The following is a 19502-nucleotide window of genomic DNA, read 5'->3' as shown; positions in this document are numbered from 1 at the left end:
GGTAAAAGAAAGACTTCGGAGAGCGGGAAGATAAAGCCTAACGCAGAGCTTAAAAAAGCCTAAAGAAAAGCCTAGAGGCCAACGTGCAGCCTCTAGTTTACGCGGGTAGATCGATACCCGCTGATAAGTGAAAAAACGGTAGCGTTATAAACTCAACGCCAATACACGCGATTCCAATGGCGCCAACTGTAAATGCGTAGTGAATAGCTGCTTAGCTTCAAGTACCGCTGCAGCGTGTGAATCGCCCAATAAATCTGTTAGTGGGTAGTCTTTGGCTTGTAACTGCCACTGGCCGGTTAAGCTGGCCGGTAAATACAATTGAATATCGGCTGGTTCAGTATTCGAGAAGTTGCTTACCACTATTAGCTTTTCGCCTGTATCGGCCCAGCGCGCAAAAGTAAAAACATTGAGCGGGTAAGCTTGGCTGTGGCTTTTGTTAAAGCTGTGTAAAGATTGATACTGGCCAAGCATTGCTGGGTGGCTAGCCGAGAGCAACAGCAACTCGCTATAAAATGCCCGCAGCGCTTTTTCGGGAGGGGTTAATTTACCACCGTCAAATTTACCACCGTTCATCCAACGCTGATGCGCAGGCACACCGGCATAGTCAAAAATAGTTGTGCGCGTAGGTTTGCCAAAACCAGAATCTAGCGCACCTTGCTCACCAACCTCTTGGCCAAAATACAACATAGTCGGTGAAGAGCTGATAAGTGTAGACACTACCATTGCCGGTTTGGCTATTTCTGGGCTGCCCGCAAAGGGTTCACTGGCAATACGCTGCTCGTCGTGGTTCTCTAAAAAGTGCAGCATATTTCGCTCTATATCGGCCATGCCTGCCTGCACAGTTTCAATTACATCGGTATTCTTTTTACCGTGAATAATATCTTTTAAGCCATCGTACATTTCTACTTTGTCGTAGAGGTAATCCATTTTGCCCAGTTGAATATAGTTGCGGTATTCAGCGGGGTTATATATTTCTGCCAATAAGAAAAAGTCTGCGCGCTGGTGTTTAATATGAGCATTGAGGTAGCTCCAAAATTCCACCGGCACCATTTCGGCCATATCGTAACGAAACCCATCTACACCTTTTTCAATCCAAAATTCTGCAATTTGACGAAACTTAACCCACGAGCTGGGCACGCTCTTACCCTGCCAAAACTGGTAGTGGGCCTCGGCATTTTTGTAGCGATAATCTTCGGGTAACTCGGGGAAATCCTTGCTGCCATCGGGCCGCACACCGTAATTTATTTTTACGGTTTCGTACCAATCATCGGCTTTTGGCTGGGCTAATCGCGAACCGTTACCCGTCCATTTAGCGGGGTTTTCATCAAATTCACCATCGCTTAACGGATGCGCCTCGCCACCCAAAGGTTTATAACCATTTTCGGCTAAGGGCACTTTAAATGGCTCACCAACAACATAATAAAAATTATTATCGCGAGCGTACTCCACCGAAGTATCGTCACTCGCACCAAAATCTTCTACACCCTGTGGCGCATTAGTGGATTGATAAGCCCGCGCAACATGATTGGGCACTATATCTATAACTACTTTTAAGCCGTGGGCATGGGTGCGCGCAATAAGTTGCTCAAATTCTTCCATGCGCTTTGCGGGGTTAACGGCTAAATCGGGGTTTACGTTGTAATAATCTTTTACCGCATAGGGCGAACCAGCACGCCCCTTCACTACATCTGGGTCGTCGTTAGTTAAACCGTATTCGGTGTAATCTGCTATTAAGGCATGGTGTAACACACCGGTGTACCACACGTGGCTTACGCCCATTTCTTTAATTGCTGTTAATGCTTGAGCGTTTATATCGGCAAACTTGCCCACCCCATTTTCTTCTTTAGTGCCCCAAGGCTTATTTAGCTCAACTTTATTGCCAAATAAGCGGGTAAACATTTGATAAACAACGGGTTTACCTTGCATTTGCTCGGGGGCCTCTTCAGGCGCGTTAACCTCTGGTTGCGAACAGCTGCAAACCCAACAGGCCAAAAGACATAGCGCGATTATTCGTTTCATTATTCTTTATCCTATTCACACATCTAAACGCGGGGGCGTTTTACTAGCACTCCATGCTATGTGGCAGCGCGCTTAACGGCAATTTTTTACATACGTATTCATTGCCTAAAGAAAAACGCTAACACCGTATTAGTTAGTAAATACGATTAAAGAAATAGCCTATAAATTAAGATAGCACCGCATGTCGCGGGCAGCTCACAAGGTGATCGTTCACCATACCCACCGCCTGCATAAAGGCGTACACAATGGTTGGGCCTACAAAGTTAAAGCCGGCTTTTTTTAGGGCTTTGCTCATGGCTTCGGCTTCTGGGCTGTATGCCGGCACGTCGCTCATGCTGTGGTAGTTATTTTGGATGGGTTGGCCGCCTACAAACGACCACAAAAATTCGCTGAAATCTTTTTCGCCGTTGGGGCCGCCGTTTTTCATTATGCGTAAATAAGCTTGGGCGTTTTGGCGGGCGCTTTTTATTTTTAAGCGATTGCGCACTATGCCCTCATCGAGCATAAGTTTTTCAAGTTTGGCATCGGTGTAACGCGCCATTTTTTCTGGGTTGAATTGATCGAAGGCGCGGTAGTAGCCGTCGCGCTTTTTTAGAATGGTTATCCAGCTTAAGCCTGCCTGCGCACCATCTAGAATAAGTTTTGCTAGCAGGGCTTGGTTATCGTATTCCGGTACACCCCATTCAGTATCGTGATAGTGCACGTAAAGTGGGTCGCTGCCGCACCAAGGGCAGGCTTGCGCGGGGCCGGCTGTTTTAGTAGCAGGTTTGGCGGGGCGTTTTTTAACGCTAGGTTGTTTGGCAGCTGACACGAGCGGCTCCTTTTGTATATAAAATAGAGTTTAAATTAGGCCCTGCTACAACCTAACCGCACTCTTTTTACTCACAAAAAGGCTAGCTAATTTGTATATTGTGCCTAACGCAATAATCTGCCGCTGCTTTCATGTCGCCAAAGGCATCTATTAACATTTGGCAAGCGCGCGATTTTACTTCTTCATCTTCGGCCGAGCGAACAAGGCTCACCCAAGTTTTCACCAAAACTAATGGTGGCTCTTTTGTATTGTGCATGCGCTACTACCTATATTAACGTTGCGAGTATTTAGTTGCTTTTTTGAGCATAAATAAGCGCTCTAAGCTCACAAAAAAATTTTTGAGCAAGATAGGCAAGTGTGCGCTGCTAGTCAATGTTGAAAAGCGATATTTAGGTAATTTTGGCGCAGTATTTACGTTACGGACGTACTCGCAGCCGAATTGGGTTATTCCAAGCCGCAATCGCCGTATTGTTTGCGCACATTTTCTAAATAGGCATCTAGGCTTTGCGTTTTGCTTGGGCTAAAAAAATCTTTTTGCGGTGTGCAACTTTGCATGCGATCTAAACGAAATATACGAAAGTCGTCGCGCAATTCGCACCAAGCCACTAATGTCCAAGCCGCGCCCCAAAAAAACAAACCCAAGGGCCAAATAAGGCGCTGGGATGGGGTTTGATTTACATCGCTATATTCCAACAGCAGCTTTTGTTTGGCGGTTATTGCCAAGCGCACGCGCTCACTGTATTTAGCCGCACCACTCTGCCCTTGGAATTGCGGCACTCGAATGGCGGATGTTTCTTCTAATTCACGTAGGTCTGGCGGCAGTACCGCCAGTATTTTGTTGAGTGCGCTATGGGCTGAGGCTGCCAAAGCCTTGTCACTCCAAGAGCGCACCATGCGTGCGCCAAGTAACAATGCTTCTACTTCGCTTTTATCGAACATTAGCGGGGGCAATTCAAAATTGCGCTGAATACGGTAACCCACTCCGGCCTCGCCCTCCACAGGCACCCCTGTGAGCATAAGCGATTGAATGTCGCGGTAAACGGTACGTTCGGATACATCTAAACGTTCTGCAATTTGTTTTGCCGTTAATACTGTACGCCTGTTGCGTAACAGGTTAACGGTTTGCAGTAACCGCTCTGCTTTGTTCATAGTGGGGCCGTTTTGGTTGCTGACTAAGTATGGTGCTGGCAGCCTGTGCGAACCAATCGCTAAATGGGTCGCAGCCACTAGGGGCAGCGCCTTGGGTAAAACGCAGGCTTTTCGGGTCGATAAGTTTAACCATATCTATAAAAACGCGCTCTTCCGAAAAAGCGAGGTCGCTGCCAGATGCCCTGCGGCTTTGCCACACGGTCATATCTACCCAGCTGCCATCAACCTGGCGCGCCAACTCTCTGTGCATTAAACCACGGCACTTCTGTAGCTGCCTATCCCAATTCGCGCTGGCAAGTAGCAAGGCGGCCGCATCGGCTTGTGGGTGGAGCTGAAAGTGGTACGCTTTAAACCATGGCTTAGTCATAGTGCATCCTCTATTTTTGGCGCATTAAGTGCCGCGAGTTGCCAATATAGGCCCCTGCTACTGACAGTGTGTGTCAGTAGTGATGGCAGTATGGAATTACTTGCACCTGCCCCCTATTGACGCTGTTTGCAATCGCGCAGCTAAAAGGGTGGCAGGCTGCTAAACTTTAGAGTGCATGAATAATTGCTGGGTGCTTGGCCACCGCCAACACCCCAGCGCTATAAAAAGGTTGCTGTGCCCACCCAAAACACAAGCGAGGACGCAATGCAGATTTTATTTCCGGAAATTAAGCCCTACGCCACCCACGAGCTAGCCGTTGATGACGTGCATACGCTCTACGTAGAGGAAAGTGGCGACCCCGGCGGTATTCCGGTGCTGTTTGTACACGGTGGGCCAGGGGCAGGCTGCAGCAAGCATGACCGCCGCTTTTTTAACCCCGAGCTGTACCGCATTATTTTGTTTGATCAACGCGGCGCTGGCCGCTCTAAACCGCATGCCGAATTGGAGCACAACACCAGCCAACACCTAGTGGAGGATATGGAAAAGATTCGTGAATTTCTCTCCGTTGATAAATGGGTACTTTTCGGCGGGTCGTGGGGCTCTACCCTTAGCTTACTGTATGCGCAGGCTTACCCACAAAACGTGTTGTATATGATTTTGCGCGGTATCTTTTTGTGCAGAGAGCAAGACTTACAGTGGTTTTATCAAGCGGGAGCTGACCGCATTTTTCCTGACTACTGGCAGGATTACCTCGCCCCTATCGCCGAGAATGAACGCGACGACATGATAGGTGCGTACTATAAAAAACTTACCGGCTCTAACGAGCTGGCTAAAATGTCTGCCGCTAAGGCTTGGTCACAATGGGAAGGCCGCTGCGCTACCCTGCGCCCCAACCCCGATGTAGTAGACCGCTTTACCGACCCCCATATGGCCGTTTCACTGGCGCGTATAGAAGCTCACTACTTTGTAAATTGCGGCTTTATGAGCCCCAACCAAATTATTAATAACGCGCAGACATTAGCGGGCATTCCCGCCACAATTATTCACGGCCGCTACGATATGGTGTGCCCGCTAGACAACGCCTTTGCCCTTGCGGAAGCTTGGCCCACGGCCAAATTACATATTATTCGCGACGCCGGCCACTCTTCATCTGAGCCCAGCGTAGTAGATGCGTTGGTACGCGTTACCCACGACGTAGCCCAAGAGCTTTCTGGCGATGGCGACGAAACGAGTTGAACTCAATCGCTAATCGCTAATTACTAATCGATAGTAGCTACTAGCTAGCTATTAGAGATTAGCCATTAGCGATTAATACCGGCCATGTAAATGTAAATTTTGCGCCGCCCCACTGGGATTGGGTTACAGCTACTTCACCTTTATGCCAGTGGGCTATGCGTTTTACGATGGCCAAGCCCAAGCCAAAACCGCTTTGCTTAGGGGCGCCGGTTGCTTGTAAGCGTACAAACGCTTCGAAAACTCTCGCTCGCTCGTCCTCTGGCACACCGCTGCCATCATCCTCTACAACTACCGAGTAATGCTGTTGGGTTTGACTAAGGGTAATGTGTAATTTGGATGTGCCGTAGCGCAAACCATTTTGAATTAAATTATGCAGCGCGCGCTCCATCAACACCCATTCGCACCTAGGCTCGCTGGTTAACGCGTTATGTATACTCACGGCTATATTGGGCTGCAACGGTGAAAGGTTGGCAACAACGTTTTCTGCTAACGCCATTAAATCGCCCTGCTGAAAATTAAGCCGCGGGTCGCCGTGTTCAAAGCCTGCATAGCTAAGCAATTGATTCACTAATGCATCCATATCGCTTACGTCTTCGCGCACACTGGCTAAGTGTTCGCGTAACTTGGTTTTATCTTCGGTTTCGCTCGCCATGGTTAACGCAAATTTCATGCGCGCTAAGGGGGTGCGCAATTCGTGCGATACGGCGTAGGTCATTTCGCGATGAGAATGTATTAATTCTTTCACGCGGTTAGCCATTACATTAAATGCATTGGCCAGCGACCACACATTAGAGCTTGGCCCAAGGTTGACCGTATCCACTACGCCATCGCGCCCCACATTTTTGGTTTGCATTTCGAGGGTGCGCATATCGCGCGACAAAGGCCACACCCAAAAATACACCACCACCGCAATGGCTAAGTAAAAGAAAACAAGAAAGGCGTTTTTATACAGTGCGTAGTTAGGGGCTATTTCGCTGGGCTTTATAACCCTTACTACCCAGTCGCGTTGCGCGAGCTGTTTGTAAATTTGGCGGCCACCTTGCTCATCAAATAAAGCCACCAAGCCGCCACCGGCAATATCTTGTGCAATGCTAGATTGGGCAAATTCATCGAGGGCGTAAATATCTATATGCAGCTCTAACTCTTGATTAAGCTCCACTACCCGCTCAAATATTTTTTCATCTGGCACGGCGGCCAATTCGAATTCTAAAATGGCAAAAAACTCTTGTTCGAATGGTTCTATTTCACCGACAGGGTTAAATACTTGCCACAGTTTATCTGTGCCCCAGCCAACCGCCACGACCGAAAAAACAAGCAACACATAAAGTGAAACAAACGCCCTATTCACACACTACCACGCATCGGCAACAAATAAGTAGCCGCGCCCCCATACGGTTTTAATTTTGGTTGGGTTGTCGGATGCATCGCCCACTTTTTTTCGCAATTGCGATATGCGCACATCAATGGTTCTATCCATACCGTCGTAGGGGCGACTGTAAATAATATTAAATAGATATTCACGACTTAACACTTTGCCCGGCTGCGCCGCAAAAGTGCAAAGCAATTCAAATTCGTGGCTAGAGAGCTTTATTTCTTCGCCGCCAATAAAGACTTGGCGCGCGGCCATATGAATGGTGAGCTCACCAAAGGTGTATTCATCCTGCGGTTTGCTAATTTCTTGATTGTAGCGGCGTAACAAGGCGCGAATGCGAGCAAGCAACACAGGCGGCTCTGCGGGTTTTATTACGTAATCGTCGGCGCCGTATTCCAAGCCTAGAATTTGGTCGGCATCGGTGTCGCGCGCGGTAAGCATAAGAATGGGGCCATTAAATTTTGGTCGAATATCTTTGCATACGCTTAGCCCATCTTTACCTGGCAAATTGATATCTAATATTACCAACGCCGGCTCTAAGGTTTGTACGCTGCGCGCCACATTGTGGCCGGCTTCTTCAATAACCACATCAAAACCGTGATTGCCGAGGTAATCTTTTACTAGGTTTGCTAAACGGCGATCGTCTTCGGCTAATAAAATTAAGCTCATGCTAGAAAAAACTCCATGGGTTGCGATTACGCCGACGGTACTTGGTGGACTCTTGCACAACCTCAAAAGCTTGCGTCACCAAAAACGTGTCTTCATTTTTTTCGCGCAGCGAGAAATTAATATTTTCACTTGCGGCTAATTCAATAGTGTAGCGTCCTTCGCGGGCAGCATCCCAACATTGTAGTGGCGAGTCGGTATCGTCTTGATACAAACACAAGCTGCGGGCCTTTTGTGCAATCCACGTTATTTCGATAGTATCGCGACACACCTCTTCCCCCTCAGAAAGCACGCATAAACGCGGCTTAAGTGAAAGCTGAATAAGCGGCAGCGAATCTGCATAGCTATTACCCATCACCCCCAATGAGAAGAGGGCGATTAGAATTCGAGCTGAAAAAATTATTTTTATTGTTGTGGATATACCCATGCTAAAAGTGATATACCCCGCCAATAAATACGGTAGTCACACTACTTTCTTCCACTAGCGGGCTATCGACTATGGCATCGGCCAAACGCTTGTGATGCACCGAGGCCAGTAGCCGCCAGTGCTCATTTAACTCTCGAGACCAACTTAGCCGCACAAAGGGCGTAATACCACTTTCGCGAATTTCGTACTCCATGGATTCATCCACTTCGCCTTCATGCGCGCCAAAATAATAATCGAGCAAATCTACGCTTTGCCAGGTAAGCCCTGTAGCAAACTGATAGCGCGACTTTCCTGCTGCAAAATTTTGCGACGCGGCTAGGCGAACTTCTTGGCCGCCGTGCACATTTAGCACTTCTTGCAATACGTTAAGCGACGCCACCCACTTTTCGCCAAAATAAGTAAACTCGGCGCCGCCCAAACCTGTTTGTTTACGCTTATCTAACTCGGCTAAATCTAGGGTATAAACCGGCTCTACTACTTTAGGTTCTGCAGGGGTTGGGGGCCCGGCTACCGGCGGGCGCTGCACATCATCGGCCTCCACAACATCGGAAGCCAATACATCCATGCCTTCTGCTGGCGTGTTATTAATTATGCCTTCCGAAGCAAACGCAGTGCTGTCACCGGCGCCAGAATCAAACGAAATATTCCCCAGCCCCCACTTTTGAAAATAAATTTGATCGTAGCTGGGGGTAAGTACAAGGTTCACGCTGTAAATGGGCTGCTCTACTAGCGAATAGCCCAACGTATAGTTTTCTAAATAAAAACGCTTACCGTAATAGGTAAGGTTGGGAATAATCACTATGGGGAGGTTATCGCCACCGGCGATTGGGTTGGTGCGAACGCCTGCGCCAATGGCAACGGATAAGTCCCAGCGCCCCACCTCCACGCATTCGGTCTCATCTTGCGTACAAGCGTTTGCCTGCTGGGCAAGTATTAACCAGCACAGCACGCCAGCAACAGCTGTTTTAAGTGCACGCAGTGGCATTTTGTAAGAACCCCCTTTAAGTTGCAGAGGGCAGTAATTGATTAACACAAACAGTATCCGCTCGATTTCAAGTAAAACTAAATAGCTAATAACTAACTAATAACCAACCAATAAACAGTAGCGCGCAGAATCAACTACAAAATGAAGCGCCTTTAGATGGGAGTAAAGTACGTGATTTGCGCCTCGTTCGCCACAGCAGAAGCGTTACAAAATTGTAATAGGTCACTAACGCACACTTTTTAACATTTTCATTACAGACGTTTACACGCAAAGCACCTACAATCGAGCAATCATAAAAAATCAGTTTCTGGGCGGGGCGGTATTTCCCCTAATATTTCCCCCTTTTAGCCCGAAGCCAGCCTGCCGTCACGGAAAGAATCGATAGGAAAGAAAAATGCACGCACTACAAATGCACACACTAAAGTTACTTGCTACAACAGTATCGGTAATAGCATTAAGCGCATGCGGCGGAGATTCATCCTCCGGCGGTACAAATGGCGGCAGCTCTTCCGGGGCTTCCTCCTCGGGTGGCAGCCAAGTGCAGCTTACCGTTGCCACGCAATCGAAATTAAAACGGGCGACAAGCAGCGAACTGGAGACACACATTAAAAACGGCATTAGCTACCAAGTATATGATCAGTTCGTTGCTTGGGAAGCGGTAGATGACGCAATAGCCACGCCAGAAGCAGCACCGCAAAGCGATAGCGACAGCAGTTCTAGCTCTGGTTCAGGCAACTATTCCAGCACCAATACCTATGTAGTTGGTGTAGATGAAGGCGATTACCTTAAATATGACGGCGATTACCTTTACACAGTGCAATATGGCGAGTACTACAACGCCCCCACCAAGGTACGCATTCTTGCCAGCTCGCCCAGCGATGCTAGCGCCAGCTTGGTGTCTGAAATCGAGCTAGATAGCTATGCAACACCGTCGCTGTATTTAGTAGATAACGGCGACGCAGCGGGTTCAAACCTGCTTGCCCTTAGCAGTGAAGCAAATTATTACAGCATACAACCTTTTATAGATGTAGACGTCGAGGCGACCAGTTTGCCCTATTACACATCGCATTCTGCGGTTAAAGCCAACCTCTACGACTTGGCAGACCCAGCCAACCCAGCGCTCGATTTTGCGCTAGAAATAGACGGCTACTTACAAAACAGCCGCAAAGTGGGCGATTACCTGTATTTGGTACTTAACCACAATACCAGCCTTATTTATTACGAGCTGCATGACGCCGAAAATGAAAATGAAGGCAGCGACCAAAATAGCTACAACCAAAAAACGTTAGCTGAGCTCTTACCTCACTACACGATTAACGGCGGCACGCCCCAACCACTTCTAACTGGCGACAACTGCTATGTACCTTCAGATATAACCGCCAATCACGGTTACCACTCTTTAGTTAGCGTAGTAGCTATTAATCTTGCAGAGCAGGCCATTACCTCTAGCACATGTATCAACTCGCCTGTGGAAGGCATTTATATGACGCCAACCAGCTTATACGTTGGCGCCAACAGCTGGTACACCAGCCAACTCGATGCCCCAGTAAGACAAGAGAGTGGCAATGGCGCGGATGTAGCAGTTAGCCCAGAGCCTTCGCAGTATTACTCCGTGGTACATAAATTTACCGTGGCCGATGGTGCAGTCACCTACCGCGCGACAGGTGCAGTGGAAGGCCAAGTTAACTGGTACCAAGCCGGCTTTTTCGTAAACGAAAATAGCGATTATTTGCGTGTAATATCTAGCGATACTTGGTCGGGCGTGACTTATCCTCACAAGCTCACCGTATTAAAAGATACCGGCGAAAATAACGACCTGATACAAGTGGCACAAATTCCCAATGCCGAGCAACCCGCGCCGATAGGCAAACCGGGCGAAGAGATTTACGGAACCCGCTTTGTAAACGAGCGCGCCTATATCGTAACGTTTATGCGCACAGACCCACTCTACGTAGTCGACTTAACTAACAACGAAGCTCCCGCAATTGCTGGCGAGTTAGAAATACCCGGGTTTAGCTCTTACTTGCATTCAGTAAGTAACAATTACTTGCTAGGCGTGGGCTACAACGTAGACCCAGATTCGCCATGGGCGCAACGCTCTGGGGTTAAAGTAAGCCTTTATGACGTTACTGATATCACCAACCCAACCGAAATAAACAACTACATAATTGGTAGCAAAGGTAGCGATACTGCCGCGACCCACGACCTACACGCGCTAACCTTCTTACAAACAAATGACGATACCTTGCGTTTTACACTGCCAATAAGTAAATCGGAAAATTACAACTGGCAGGGCACCAACCTCGAGCTATTTGAAGTGAATAACATCACCACCAGCGCAGGCTTGAATCACGCGGGTAGCATTTCCCCCACCTCGGCCAGCAATGCATACTCCTATTGGAGCGACCGCGCAGCAATGCACGACGATACCGTGTATTACTCGCACAACGGCAACATATGGTCTGCCTTCTGGCAAACACCTAGCCAAGCAAACGGCCCGCAATAACTAGGGCGCGCAAAAAAGAACACAACCGTGTATTTGCCGGCCTAGCGCCGGCTTTTTTTTGCTAAGCTTGTCGCCCCAATAACTCTCATTAACCACAACACACTATGAAAGTATTAATACAGCGCGTTAGCCACGCCAGCGTCGTCGTAGAAGGGCAAACCATCGGCGCTATAGACAAAGGCTTATTATTATTTGTTGGCATAGAAAAAACAGATAGCACAGAAACGCTCGAGCGCATGGCCAACAAAGTATTGGCTTATCGCGTATTTAGCGACGACGAAGGCAAAATGAACTTAAACGTACAGCAGATTGGTGGCGGCGTATTAAGCATTTCGCAATTTACCCTCGCGGCCGACACTCAAAAAGGCCTGCGCCCAAGCTTTTCTTGCGCTGCGCCCCCCGCAGAGGCACAAGCTCTTTACGATAAGTTTGTTAACCTGTTAAAAGCCAAACACAGCCCTATAGCCACAGGGGAGTTTGCCGCAGATATGAAAGTATCCCTACTTAACGATGGCCCAGTTACCTTTATGCTTACAATGTGAGGTCAATCTTGCGAAGGGAAGCGCTAATCGCTAGTTAACACCTAAATATCTTGTTAAATATGGCGTGCACACACAGGTTGTACGCCATTAACTCAAGCCTGCTTCGCCCACCCAAATACTTTTTGCTCAATTCGCACAAGAACTATACTTCCCTTAAGCGCCATGTTTGCTAGAATGGCTCGCTGAAGTATCTCTAAGCACTAACAATAACGTAAAATTGTAAGGAGTCTCCCATGGAAGCCACAAGCGCCACACTGCTGACCTTTGGCGTAATCTTGCTGCTAGCCAGCTGGGTTCAACTGTTAATTGTGTCTTTTAAAGAAGATTACACGTGGGGGCTTGCAACAATATTTTTGCCGCCATTGTCGTACTTTTATAGCCTTTTCGCGCTAAACAAAGCCGGCTCTGCTCTTGGCTTAAGCATTTTGGGCTTGGTACTTATTTTCTTCGCACTCTAAAGCTGCACACAGCACGGGCCACTAATGAAGCTAAATTGTGATCTTGGTGAAGGTTTAGATCACGCCGACGCGGCCATTATGCCCCTTATCCATCAGGCTAATATTGCCTGTGGTGGCCATACTGGCAACGCCGCGAGTATGGCCAAAGCAATACAACTTGCGCTTAAACACCACGTTTGCATTGGCGCTCACCCCAGCTACCCCGACCCAGATAACTTTGGCCGCACCTCGCTCGCTATACCGTTAGACACGCTGCGCGAGAGTATTGCAGAGCAAATACTCAGCTTGCACCAAGCCTGTACAGCTTTGGGTGGCAAAGTAGAATACGTCAAACCCCACGGCGCCCTGTATAACGACCTGCTGCACAACCCCGTACTGCTAGAAATGCTACTCGAGCTTATTCGCAGTGAATTTTCATCGCTAAGCCTTATGATGCAAGCTACGCCCCAGCAACACATTCACGCCCAGCTAGCAGCCCAAGCGGGTGTAACCTTGCAATTCGAAGCCTTCGCCGACCGGCGCTATACCCCCGAAGGTTATTTGCAAGCGCGCACAATAGAGGGGGCTGTATTGCACAATGTAGATGACGTGATAGAGCAGGCAAACCAACTACTTACCCACCAGCGCGTACTAAGTACCAACGGCACTTGGCTAAACGTGAATGCCTCAAGCCTATGTGTACATGGCGACAACCCCACGGCGCTGGCTGCGGTTCGCGCCATTAGCAGTAACCTTAAAAGCCTAGCCAGTAAGTGATGACTCACATACAAACATTGCAGCGTATTAACGACCACAGCCTACTTGCTGCCTTTAGCCAAGGTTTTAGCCAAGCCTTAAGCTACGGCCAAATAAGTCAGCTTGCCGGCTGGTTAAGACACAATATTACCAGCATAAAAGAAGCGGTACCGGCCTACAGCCAAGTATTCATTGAGTGGGATGACACGCTAACCTATATCGACATCAGCCAAGCGCTCAACGCAGCGCTAAAAAATATACAAACGATTACGCAGCCCCATGCCACGGCAGAAGCCCCTCAGCCCTTAACAGTACAAGTGTGCTACCACCCAAGCGTAGCCCCCGACCTATATAACGTGGCCACAACACTTGGCTTGAGCGAACAAGACGTTATTCGCCAGCACCTAAAAGCAAACTACCAAATACAAGCCATTGGCTTTATGCCTGGCTTCGCCTACTTAGGTGGCCTGCCTGACAATTTGCGTATACCGCGCCGCGCCAACCCTCGTACGCAGGTGCCTGCCGGCAGTGTAGCCATAGCCGAAAACCAAACGGCGGTATACCCCTTAGCTGCCCCAGGTGGTTGGCACTTAATTGGCTGTAGCCCAGCCCCGCTAGGGGACCCAAACATATTAGAAAGTGCACACAAACAAAAAGAAAATAACACCCTAAGCGTAGGCAAAGCCGTTAAATTTGAGCAGATTAGTCTCGAGCAATTTAATCGCATTGCGCAGCAGCGTGAACAATCAAAACCTCAAAACCATTTACCATCACAAAGCACATTTACCACACGCAACCCAACAAGCCACATGACTATTTTGCAAACTGGGCCATTGGCCCTACTGCAAGATACTGGACGCAAGCAGGTGCAGCACTTAGGCGTAAGCCAGTGCGGCAGCTTAGACAACTACGCCTACCAATGGGCCAATAAGTTATTAGGAAATGCCCCAAATAGCCCCGCCATAGAGATAACGCTTGGCCTGTTTAAAGCGCGCTTTAACGCTCCTACTACCATTGCCATTGCAGGGGCAGATTGCCACGCAACGCTTAACAACCGGCCACTGCACAACTGGGCCAGCCACCGTGTAAATACAGGTGACACGCTCGCCTTTGGCGGCGCACGCAGTGGTGCTCGCGCATATTTAGCGGTTGCAGGTGGGTTTGAGTGTGCAACTTTGTTTGATAGCTGCGCAATGAACCCCAAAGAACATTGGCCGCAAACAGCAAGCCAGTTAAGCGCCAAACAGAATGTTGGCTATAGAAGTAACAGCCAGCCACCACTAAAAATGGCACCGTGGTACAAACAGCCCAATTACCAACAAGAGCTTGTATTGAGGGTTTACCCGAGCTATCAATTTGATCAGTTCGGCGCAAATGAAATAGACAAGCTGTGCAGTGAGAACTACCAGATTCACTCCCACAGCGACCGCATGGGCTACCGCTTAGAAGGCGCAAATATTCACTGGCAGCACGGCGGTATAAGCTCTGAGCCTATTGCCTTTGGCAGCGTGCAAATTCCACCAAGCGGGCAACCTATAGTGCTGCTTAACGACAGGCAAACCCTTGGGGGCTACCCTAAAATTGGTTGCGTAAAAGCGGAAGACTGCTGGCAATTAGCGCAGCGACAAGCAGGGCAAAGTGTGCGATTTGAGTTTATAGAGTGGGATTAAAGATGGCTGCAACCAACAATTAAATTTATTTTCGCGAGCGCGGGTTAAGGATTAAATTAGCCGCGCGCCAAGTGGGCATGGTTTTATCCACAATGGCCCAAAACCTAGGTGTGTGCCCCGACTCCAGCAAATGCGCCAGCTCATGCACCACCACATACTCTAAGCATTGCGCGGGCTTGCTGGCCAAATCTAAATTTAGCCAAATACGTCGCGCGGTAATATTGCAACTACCCCAGCGGGTTTTCATTTTTTTAATCCCCCACTGTTTAACCGCTACCCCCATTATGGGCTCGTAGCGTTCTAGCAGCGGCGGTACGGCCAACTTAAGTTGGTCGCGATACCAAGTATCTATTAATTGCTGCTGCTCAACTAAGCCAGCGCTTACAGGCAGGCGCATTAGCAGTTGGTTATCAGCAAGGCATTTTAGACTAGGCCTACTTACCCCACCCTCAACGTGCAAGCGAAAGGTTTGGCCAAGCAAGGGAATACTATCCCCAGTTTGCATTAACCTAACTGGTACCACTTCACGATTGGCAATTTCTGCCCGTTGAGAACGCACCCAATCTAAGTTTTTAACGACAAACGCGTGAATATCGCCCCGCGCCACAAAATGCGGGGCCGACACCTTAACGTCACCCTTTTGCGGGCAAACGCGCAGGCGCAAGGATTTCATTTTGCGACGGGTAATCGCAATGGGAATGTCATCGATGAGTAGCGTAGAGGTGCGGTTTTTCATGGCGACAGTTTAACCCGCCGCCACAGTGTACGTCTGCAGGAAATAAAAAATTAGAACTTCCAGCTACCCGATTGCACATCGAGGGTAACCACTTTACCGGCGCGTGTTGTTTCGCACAAAACCTTGAGGGACTCACGTCCGTCGGCATTGGTTTTAACCGCGTTCAGCCAATGTTTATAGCTGTTGTTATCTACTTGGGTTGCAGATTTATTTTTAAACTTTACTTTCACATCTTGCGTGTTTTGCTGTAGCAAGTGCGCCTTACAGGCTTTGATGGACTCTTTGCTGTTTACCCTTTTTACATCTGCCTGTGCACTGGCCACCAATGATACAGCCAGCACCGAGCAGGCCAAACCGGATAAGAATTTAAGTGAGGATTTTTTTAATAGCATAGAGTACCACCCAATTTAGTTGCTTTTTGAGACTAACGCAATCATAGTTACAACAGTTCACAAAAGCAACTAATTATTCAAAAGATAACCAATCTTCAACTTGGCGAATAGCCACGAGTCGCATACTATGTACTTAAAGTTACTTGGGCGGAGTTAGATGACAAAAAATATAGACCACGAATTACGTTGTAGTGTTGCCATAGCCACCCGTTTAATAGGCGACACTTGGAGTATGATGATTCTTCGAGACTTTATGATTTTTGGAGGCACAAGACGATTTGAACAGTTGCGCGAGGGGCTTAATATCTCCCGCAATGTACTCACCGAGCGATTAAACACCATGCTCGAAGGCGAAATAATTAGAAAAAGCCCTGTTACAGAAGGGGCAAAAAGAATGGAATATAAATTGTCGCGCAAGGGTTGGGAATTAATGCCCATACTCACAGGCATTCATCAATGGTGCGAAACTTGGCGACAAGACCCAACAAACTCGATGCTAGAGTTTGTGGATTCACAAACCAAACAGCCCATTAAAGCGCTTTCGCTTTATTCTCAAGATGGTCGCGAACTAGGCCCACCGGATGTAAGCGTACTGCCTAAATCTGATGAGGCCATTGAATACCTCGAAAAATTTAACACCCCACCAAAAAAATAGCGGGGGTTTCAGTAGCCTTTTAAAGAGCGCCTAAATGGCGCTCTTTTTCATTGGCTCACCTACTACCTACAAAACACTAAAACGCTTTTTGATAGCCGAAAGTAAACATGGAATCCATTTCCATTTGTAGGCCGTTTACATCTTGCTTCATTGGCACGCTGTACTCAACGGCTAGGCGGTGGTCGCGCAGAAGACCGGTTTGCCCAACCCAATTCAAGCTCACTTTAGCGTTAATCACATCGCGGCCATAATTAGCTGGGTTGGCTGTTTGAACCGGTAGCATTATTTCATCATCCACACCGCTAATCGCATCCGATGAAAAATACTCGCCACCCGCGCCCACACTTACACTGTGACTAATTGCATACTGCCCCCACGCACTCAATTTTTGCTCGTTGCCTAGCTGATACCCTTCATCATTTTCGCTACTGCGCAGGGTTAACATATATTGCGTGCCCCAAGTCACATCACCCGCTTTGCCGGTATAAGTCATACCTGGCTGCCAATCCACAGTGCCCGACCCCAACTGCATAGGGTAAGGCAAGCGTGTTTGCATACGCATATTCATGGGCGTTAGTACTTCGCCTGTTTTATCTATAGCGCCCGTTGGTAAGCTAACGCTTAAATTGGCGTGCAGGTGGTGCGTGGCGTCGTCAAATAGGCGGTACATCAAACCTAGCTTTGTATCGCCCATACCGCTGGAAGCGCTGTCGAAATAGCCAAGCTCCGTAGTACCCATCATGCCTTGGTAGGTTTTTAACTGCATGGTTTTATCCAAGTAGTTAAACATAGCCATCAAGGTAATATCGTCTGTAGGCGCGTACATCACCCCCACCATATGCATGGCAGTTGTCATTTCTTGAGGCACCACCCGCAGCGTGGGCGGCATCATAGGCATAGCCGCATAGGGGTTGGGTTGTGTAGTCACTATTTCATCGTCGCTTATACTGCTGTCACCCAGTAAGTTGCCAGACATCGCCATAGACATATAACGATAAGACACCATCCACTCGCCCTGTTTATGCATATGGTCGCCCATAATACCTATAGGCGCGTGAGAATCAGCCCGCAGTGCCGACTCGTGTGCACTCACCAAACTTGCTGAGTGCAAAAGTGCGATACATGCAATTAATTTTATTTTCATTTTTGTATTCCATAGCCTTGCACCATGTACAAAGTGCACGGCGCGTAAACGTTAAAAAGTATTAACAAAAGTACTTATGCTGATTGCGAACAAGTACAGTTAAAAACAGTTAGGCAATGAAATGACAGGGCGGTGCGCGCGGGGTGGCGAGTGTGAAACGCGGTGAGGTAAAACGATAGACCCCATATAGAAAATAAAGCGACTCAGTTAGAGCTAATGCGGTATACAACAGCCCAAATACAAGCAGCGTAAACACCAAAATTTGGGCGGCATAAGCACACACACCCTGTTTGGCATGATGCTTACCTAGTGTATGCGGCGCATGGTTGTGGTGGCCTTCATGCCCCGCACCAACAGCAGTATCCGAAGATGCTGCCGAGTGTATTGTGTGATGAGCGTGGTGGTTGTGATGATTGGTAATAAGCTGCTTACTTAGGCGGTCACCATGGCACAACATATACCACGCACCATGAGTACCGTCAGCGCCATCGCTGGGCATATAGCCCGCAGGCACTGCCGCACGCATCGCAATAAATGCAATGAGAGCAGGTATAAATAGCAGCAAACCAGCCGAACAGCGTTTGCGACCAGCTCCACCGCGAGCTATGAAGGTATGCCTAAGCGCTAATATCACGGAGCCATGCTTGGTTGATTCAATAATTTAACCTATTCAATGTATGCCGGCGCTAACAACTAAGCCCGAAACCAAGCCCACAAGCATTAAACACGTTAACAATAGCATGGAGTATAAAAGAGATTATTAAGATTAACTACGAGAGAGACTAACGACAAAAGGGTGCAAGATGATGAATGAAAGAGAGGCGCGCGTAAAAAGCGGACATAAAAGTATAAAAGTGACAAACACAAAAAAGCCGCGACAAGCACGGCTTTATATAGGTTGTTTGCTAACGCAATTAAACTGCTTTGCGTCTTGCGAATACCAAGCCTGCTAGGCCTAGCATTAACAATGCAAATGTACCTGGCTCTGGCACAGAAGCCACAGCTGCAACTACAACATTGTCGATAAACAACACAGAGTCAGTAAGATCGTCGCACCAACCGCTGTCTTCAAAAATACCAAAGAACACACGTCCATTGGGATCAATGTCAACTATGTTTGATACGTCGTACTCGCCGTAAAAGCTCATCCAGCCTGAGTTAAGATCAAATTCCACAGCCTCTACAATGCTCCAAGGGCTCCAATCCCACCAGCTGGTGATACCATCGCGTACTTCAAGCAGTGAACCGGCCAAATCTTCCTGGTGACGAGAGTTGTCCCAACCTTTGAATTTAAAATCAAAGGAAAAGCTAACCGTGTTTACTTCCGTGGGAATGTAAAACGACTGCCACAACACCTCTAAACCACTGGAATTGTTGTCATTCAATTTGGCAACATTGTTGCCATTTTTGTTGACTACCTGAACGCTGCCAAACTCGCTACCCCATCCATTTAAGCCATCTTCAAAGTCGCCGTTTACAAGCAAGTTTGCCTGTGCAGAAACAGCAAAAACAAAGCTAGCAACTAGAACTAATATCCTTAACATTTGGTAACACCTATTTAACTACATATTCAACTACAAGAAAGTCTCAGCGCCTAATGCGTGCATTAAGACGTAATAACGCATAAGCATC

The 19502-nt window shown here is 48.1% G+C and carries 21 protein-coding genes; 7 read left to right on the top strand and 14 right to left on the bottom strand.

Going from position 1 to position 19502, the window contains the following annotated elements:
- Positions 1-144: 144 nt before the first annotated feature.
- From SDE_RS03005 to SDE_RS02990, 5 genes are all read right to left on the bottom strand, one after another.
- Positions 145-2019 carry an alpha-amylase family protein gene (locus SDE_RS03005; protein ID WP_011467041.1) on the bottom strand — a complete coding sequence of 625 codons (1875 nt, stop codon included), beginning with the start codon at positions 2017-2019 and terminating at the stop codon, positions 145-147.
- A gap of 166 nt (positions 2020-2185) precedes the next feature.
- The gene (locus SDE_RS03000) at positions 2186-2830 is read right to left on the bottom strand and encodes a DNA-3-methyladenine glycosylase I (protein WP_011467040.1); all 645 of its coding nucleotides are present in this window, start codon (positions 2828-2830) and stop codon (positions 2186-2188) included.
- Between the two features lie 82 nt (positions 2831-2912).
- The gene (locus tag SDE_RS22935) at positions 2913-3086 is read right to left on the bottom strand and encodes a hypothetical protein (RefSeq protein WP_193339778.1); all 174 of its coding nucleotides are present in this window, start codon (positions 3084-3086) and stop codon (positions 2913-2915) included.
- Between the two features lie 188 nt (positions 3087-3274).
- Positions 3275-3979, bottom strand: a complete 705-nt coding sequence (locus tag SDE_RS02995; protein ID WP_011467039.1) for a helix-turn-helix transcriptional regulator — start codon at positions 3977-3979, stop codon at positions 3275-3277.
- Complete coding sequence (locus tag SDE_RS02990) at positions 3945-4346, bottom strand: hypothetical protein (protein WP_011467038.1); 402 nt, start codon at positions 4344-4346, stop codon at positions 3945-3947. Before SDE_RS02990 ends, SDE_RS02995 begins: the two co-directional genes overlap by 35 nt.
- Positions 4347-4610: 264 nt before the next feature.
- Here SDE_RS02990 and pip point away from each other — a divergent pair, with 264 nt between their 5' ends.
- Complete coding sequence (gene pip, locus SDE_RS02985) at positions 4611-5582, top strand: prolyl aminopeptidase (protein ID WP_011467037.1); 972 nt, start codon at positions 4611-4613, stop codon at positions 5580-5582.
- A gap of 58 nt (positions 5583-5640) precedes the next feature.
- On the opposite strand, the gene SDE_RS02980 is transcribed toward pip, so the two are convergent.
- The 4 genes from SDE_RS02980 to SDE_RS02965 are packed head-to-tail and all read right to left on the bottom strand — an operon-like array spanning position 5641 to position 9032.
- On the bottom strand, positions 5641-6930 hold the full coding sequence (locus SDE_RS02980) for an ATP-binding protein (protein WP_011467036.1): 1290 nt from the start codon (positions 6928-6930) through the stop codon (positions 5641-5643).
- A gap of 3 nt (positions 6931-6933) precedes the next feature.
- The gene (locus SDE_RS02975) at positions 6934-7623 is read right to left on the bottom strand and encodes a winged helix-turn-helix domain-containing protein (protein WP_011467035.1); all 690 of its coding nucleotides are present in this window, start codon (positions 7621-7623) and stop codon (positions 6934-6936) included.
- A gap of 1 nt (position 7624) precedes the next feature.
- Positions 7625-8047: a DUF3019 domain-containing protein gene (locus SDE_RS02970; RefSeq protein ID WP_011467034.1), complete on the bottom strand. Its 423-nt coding sequence runs from the start codon at positions 8045-8047 to the stop codon at positions 7625-7627.
- A gap of 1 nt (position 8048) precedes the next feature.
- The gene (locus SDE_RS02965; RefSeq protein ID WP_011467033.1) at positions 8049-9032 is read right to left on the bottom strand and encodes a MipA/OmpV family protein; all 984 of its coding nucleotides are present in this window, start codon (positions 9030-9032) and stop codon (positions 8049-8051) included.
- Positions 9033-9426: 394 nt separating this feature from the next.
- On the opposite strand from SDE_RS02965, the gene SDE_RS02960 reads away from it, so the two are divergent.
- The 5 genes from SDE_RS02960 (at position 9427) to SDE_RS21760 (ending at position 14943) form a co-directional block, all read left to right on the top strand.
- Entirely contained in the window at positions 9427-11538 is a 2112-nt protein-coding gene (locus SDE_RS02960; RefSeq protein ID WP_011467032.1) for a beta-propeller domain-containing protein, read from the top strand.
- Between the two features lie 104 nt (positions 11539-11642).
- A complete protein-coding gene (dtd, locus tag SDE_RS02955; protein WP_011467031.1) occupies positions 11643-12080 on the top strand; it encodes a D-aminoacyl-tRNA deacylase in 438 nt (145 codons plus the stop codon).
- Positions 12081-12313: 233 nt separating this feature from the next.
- Entirely contained in the window at positions 12314-12538 is a 225-nt protein-coding gene (locus tag SDE_RS02950; protein WP_041324111.1) for a hypothetical protein, read from the top strand.
- A gap of 24 nt (positions 12539-12562) precedes the next feature.
- A complete protein-coding gene (locus SDE_RS02945; protein WP_011467030.1) occupies positions 12563-13294 on the top strand; it encodes a 5-oxoprolinase subunit PxpA in 732 nt (243 codons plus the stop codon).
- Entirely contained in the window at positions 13294-14943 is a 1650-nt protein-coding gene (locus tag SDE_RS21760; RefSeq protein ID WP_011467029.1) for a 5-oxoprolinase/urea amidolyase family protein, read from the top strand. Before SDE_RS02945 ends, SDE_RS21760 begins: the two co-directional genes overlap by 1 nt.
- A 25-nt stretch (positions 14944-14968) precedes the next feature.
- Here the strand turns inward: SDE_RS21760 and SDE_RS02935 are convergent, their stop codons facing one another.
- Positions 14969-15679: a M48 family metallopeptidase gene (locus tag SDE_RS02935; RefSeq protein ID WP_011467028.1), complete on the bottom strand. Its 711-nt coding sequence runs from the start codon at positions 15677-15679 to the stop codon at positions 14969-14971.
- 50 nt (positions 15680-15729) lie between these two features.
- Positions 15730-16071: a hypothetical protein gene (locus SDE_RS02930; RefSeq protein WP_011467027.1), complete on the bottom strand. Its 342-nt coding sequence runs from the start codon at positions 16069-16071 to the stop codon at positions 15730-15732.
- A 157-nt stretch (positions 16072-16228) separates the two neighbouring features.
- Between SDE_RS02930 and SDE_RS02925 the strand changes: the two genes are divergently transcribed.
- Positions 16229-16726 carry a winged helix-turn-helix transcriptional regulator gene (locus SDE_RS02925; RefSeq protein ID WP_011467026.1) on the top strand — a complete coding sequence of 166 codons (498 nt, stop codon included), beginning with the start codon at positions 16229-16231 and terminating at the stop codon, positions 16724-16726.
- 76 nt (positions 16727-16802) lie between these two features.
- Here SDE_RS02925 and SDE_RS02920 read toward each other — a convergent pair whose 3' ends face one another.
- The 3 genes from SDE_RS02920 to SDE_RS23000 form a co-directional block, all read right to left on the bottom strand.
- Positions 16803-17870, bottom strand: coding sequence for a transporter (locus SDE_RS02920; RefSeq protein ID WP_011467025.1), 1068 nt, complete (start codon positions 17868-17870; stop codon positions 16803-16805).
- A 109-nt stretch (positions 17871-17979) separates the two neighbouring features.
- A complete protein-coding gene (locus SDE_RS02915) occupies positions 17980-18504 on the bottom strand; it encodes a hypothetical protein (RefSeq protein WP_011467024.1) in 525 nt (174 codons plus the stop codon).
- 280 nt (positions 18505-18784) lie between these two features.
- Positions 18785-19414: a PEP-CTERM sorting domain-containing protein gene (locus tag SDE_RS23000; protein WP_011467023.1), complete on the bottom strand. Its 630-nt coding sequence runs from the start codon at positions 19412-19414 to the stop codon at positions 18785-18787.
- Between the last annotated feature and the right edge of the window lie 88 nt (positions 19415-19502).

It is taken from the genome of Saccharophagus degradans 2-40 (assembly GCF_000013665.1).
Taxonomy (GTDB): Bacteria; Pseudomonadota; Gammaproteobacteria; order Pseudomonadales; family Cellvibrionaceae; genus Saccharophagus; species Saccharophagus degradans.
The sequence above is the reverse complement of the archived record's forward strand: the minus strand, read 5'-3'. Positions and strand labels throughout refer to the sequence as shown.

What these genes read in the sequence shown, in the direction of transcription:
- SDE_RS03005 (WP_011467041.1), bottom strand. Translation starts at nt 2,019, where the DNA reads ATGAAACGAATAATCGCGCTATGTCTTTTGGCCTGTTGGGTTTGCAGC.
- SDE_RS22935 (WP_193339778.1), bottom strand. Translation starts at nt 3,086, where the DNA reads ATGCACAATACAAAAGAGCCACCATTAGTTTTGGTGAAAACTTGGGTG.
- SDE_RS02995 (WP_011467039.1), bottom strand. Translation starts at nt 3,979, where the DNA reads ATGAACAAAGCAGAGCGGTTACTGCAAACCGTTAACCTGTTACGCAAC.
- SDE_RS02990 (WP_011467038.1), bottom strand. Translation starts at nt 4,346, where the DNA reads ATGACTAAGCCATGGTTTAAAGCGTACCACTTTCAGCTCCACCCACAA.
- pip (WP_011467037.1), top strand. Translation starts at nt 4,611, where the DNA reads ATGCAGATTTTATTTCCGGAAATTAAGCCCTACGCCACCCACGAGCTA.
- SDE_RS02975 (WP_011467035.1), bottom strand. Translation starts at nt 7,623, where the DNA reads ATGAGCTTAATTTTATTAGCCGAAGACGATCGCCGTTTAGCAAACCTA.
- SDE_RS02970 (WP_011467034.1), bottom strand. Translation starts at nt 8,047, where the DNA reads ATGGGTATATCCACAACAATAAAAATAATTTTTTCAGCTCGAATTCTA.
- SDE_RS02965 (WP_011467033.1), bottom strand. Translation starts at nt 9,032, where the DNA reads ATGCCACTGCGTGCACTTAAAACAGCTGTTGCTGGCGTGCTGTGCTGG.
- SDE_RS02960 (WP_011467032.1), top strand. Translation starts at nt 9,427, where the DNA reads ATGCACGCACTACAAATGCACACACTAAAGTTACTTGCTACAACAGTA.
- dtd (WP_011467031.1), top strand. Translation starts at nt 11,643, where the DNA reads ATGAAAGTATTAATACAGCGCGTTAGCCACGCCAGCGTCGTCGTAGAA.
- SDE_RS02950 (WP_041324111.1), top strand. Translation starts at nt 12,314, where the DNA reads ATGGAAGCCACAAGCGCCACACTGCTGACCTTTGGCGTAATCTTGCTG.
- SDE_RS02945 (WP_011467030.1), top strand. Translation starts at nt 12,563, where the DNA reads ATGAAGCTAAATTGTGATCTTGGTGAAGGTTTAGATCACGCCGACGCG.
- SDE_RS21760 (WP_011467029.1), top strand. Translation starts at nt 13,294, where the DNA reads ATGACTCACATACAAACATTGCAGCGTATTAACGACCACAGCCTACTT.
- SDE_RS02935 (WP_011467028.1), bottom strand. Translation starts at nt 15,679, where the DNA reads ATGAAAAACCGCACCTCTACGCTACTCATCGATGACATTCCCATTGCG.
- SDE_RS02930 (WP_011467027.1), bottom strand. Translation starts at nt 16,071, where the DNA reads ATGCTATTAAAAAAATCCTCACTTAAATTCTTATCCGGTTTGGCCTGC.
- SDE_RS02925 (WP_011467026.1), top strand. Translation starts at nt 16,229, where the DNA reads ATGACAAAAAATATAGACCACGAATTACGTTGTAGTGTTGCCATAGCC.
- SDE_RS02920 (WP_011467025.1), bottom strand. Translation starts at nt 17,870, where the DNA reads ATGAAAATAAAATTAATTGCATGTATCGCACTTTTGCACTCAGCAAGT.
- SDE_RS23000 (WP_011467023.1), bottom strand. Translation starts at nt 19,414, where the DNA reads ATGTTAAGGATATTAGTTCTAGTTGCTAGCTTTGTTTTTGCTGTTTCT.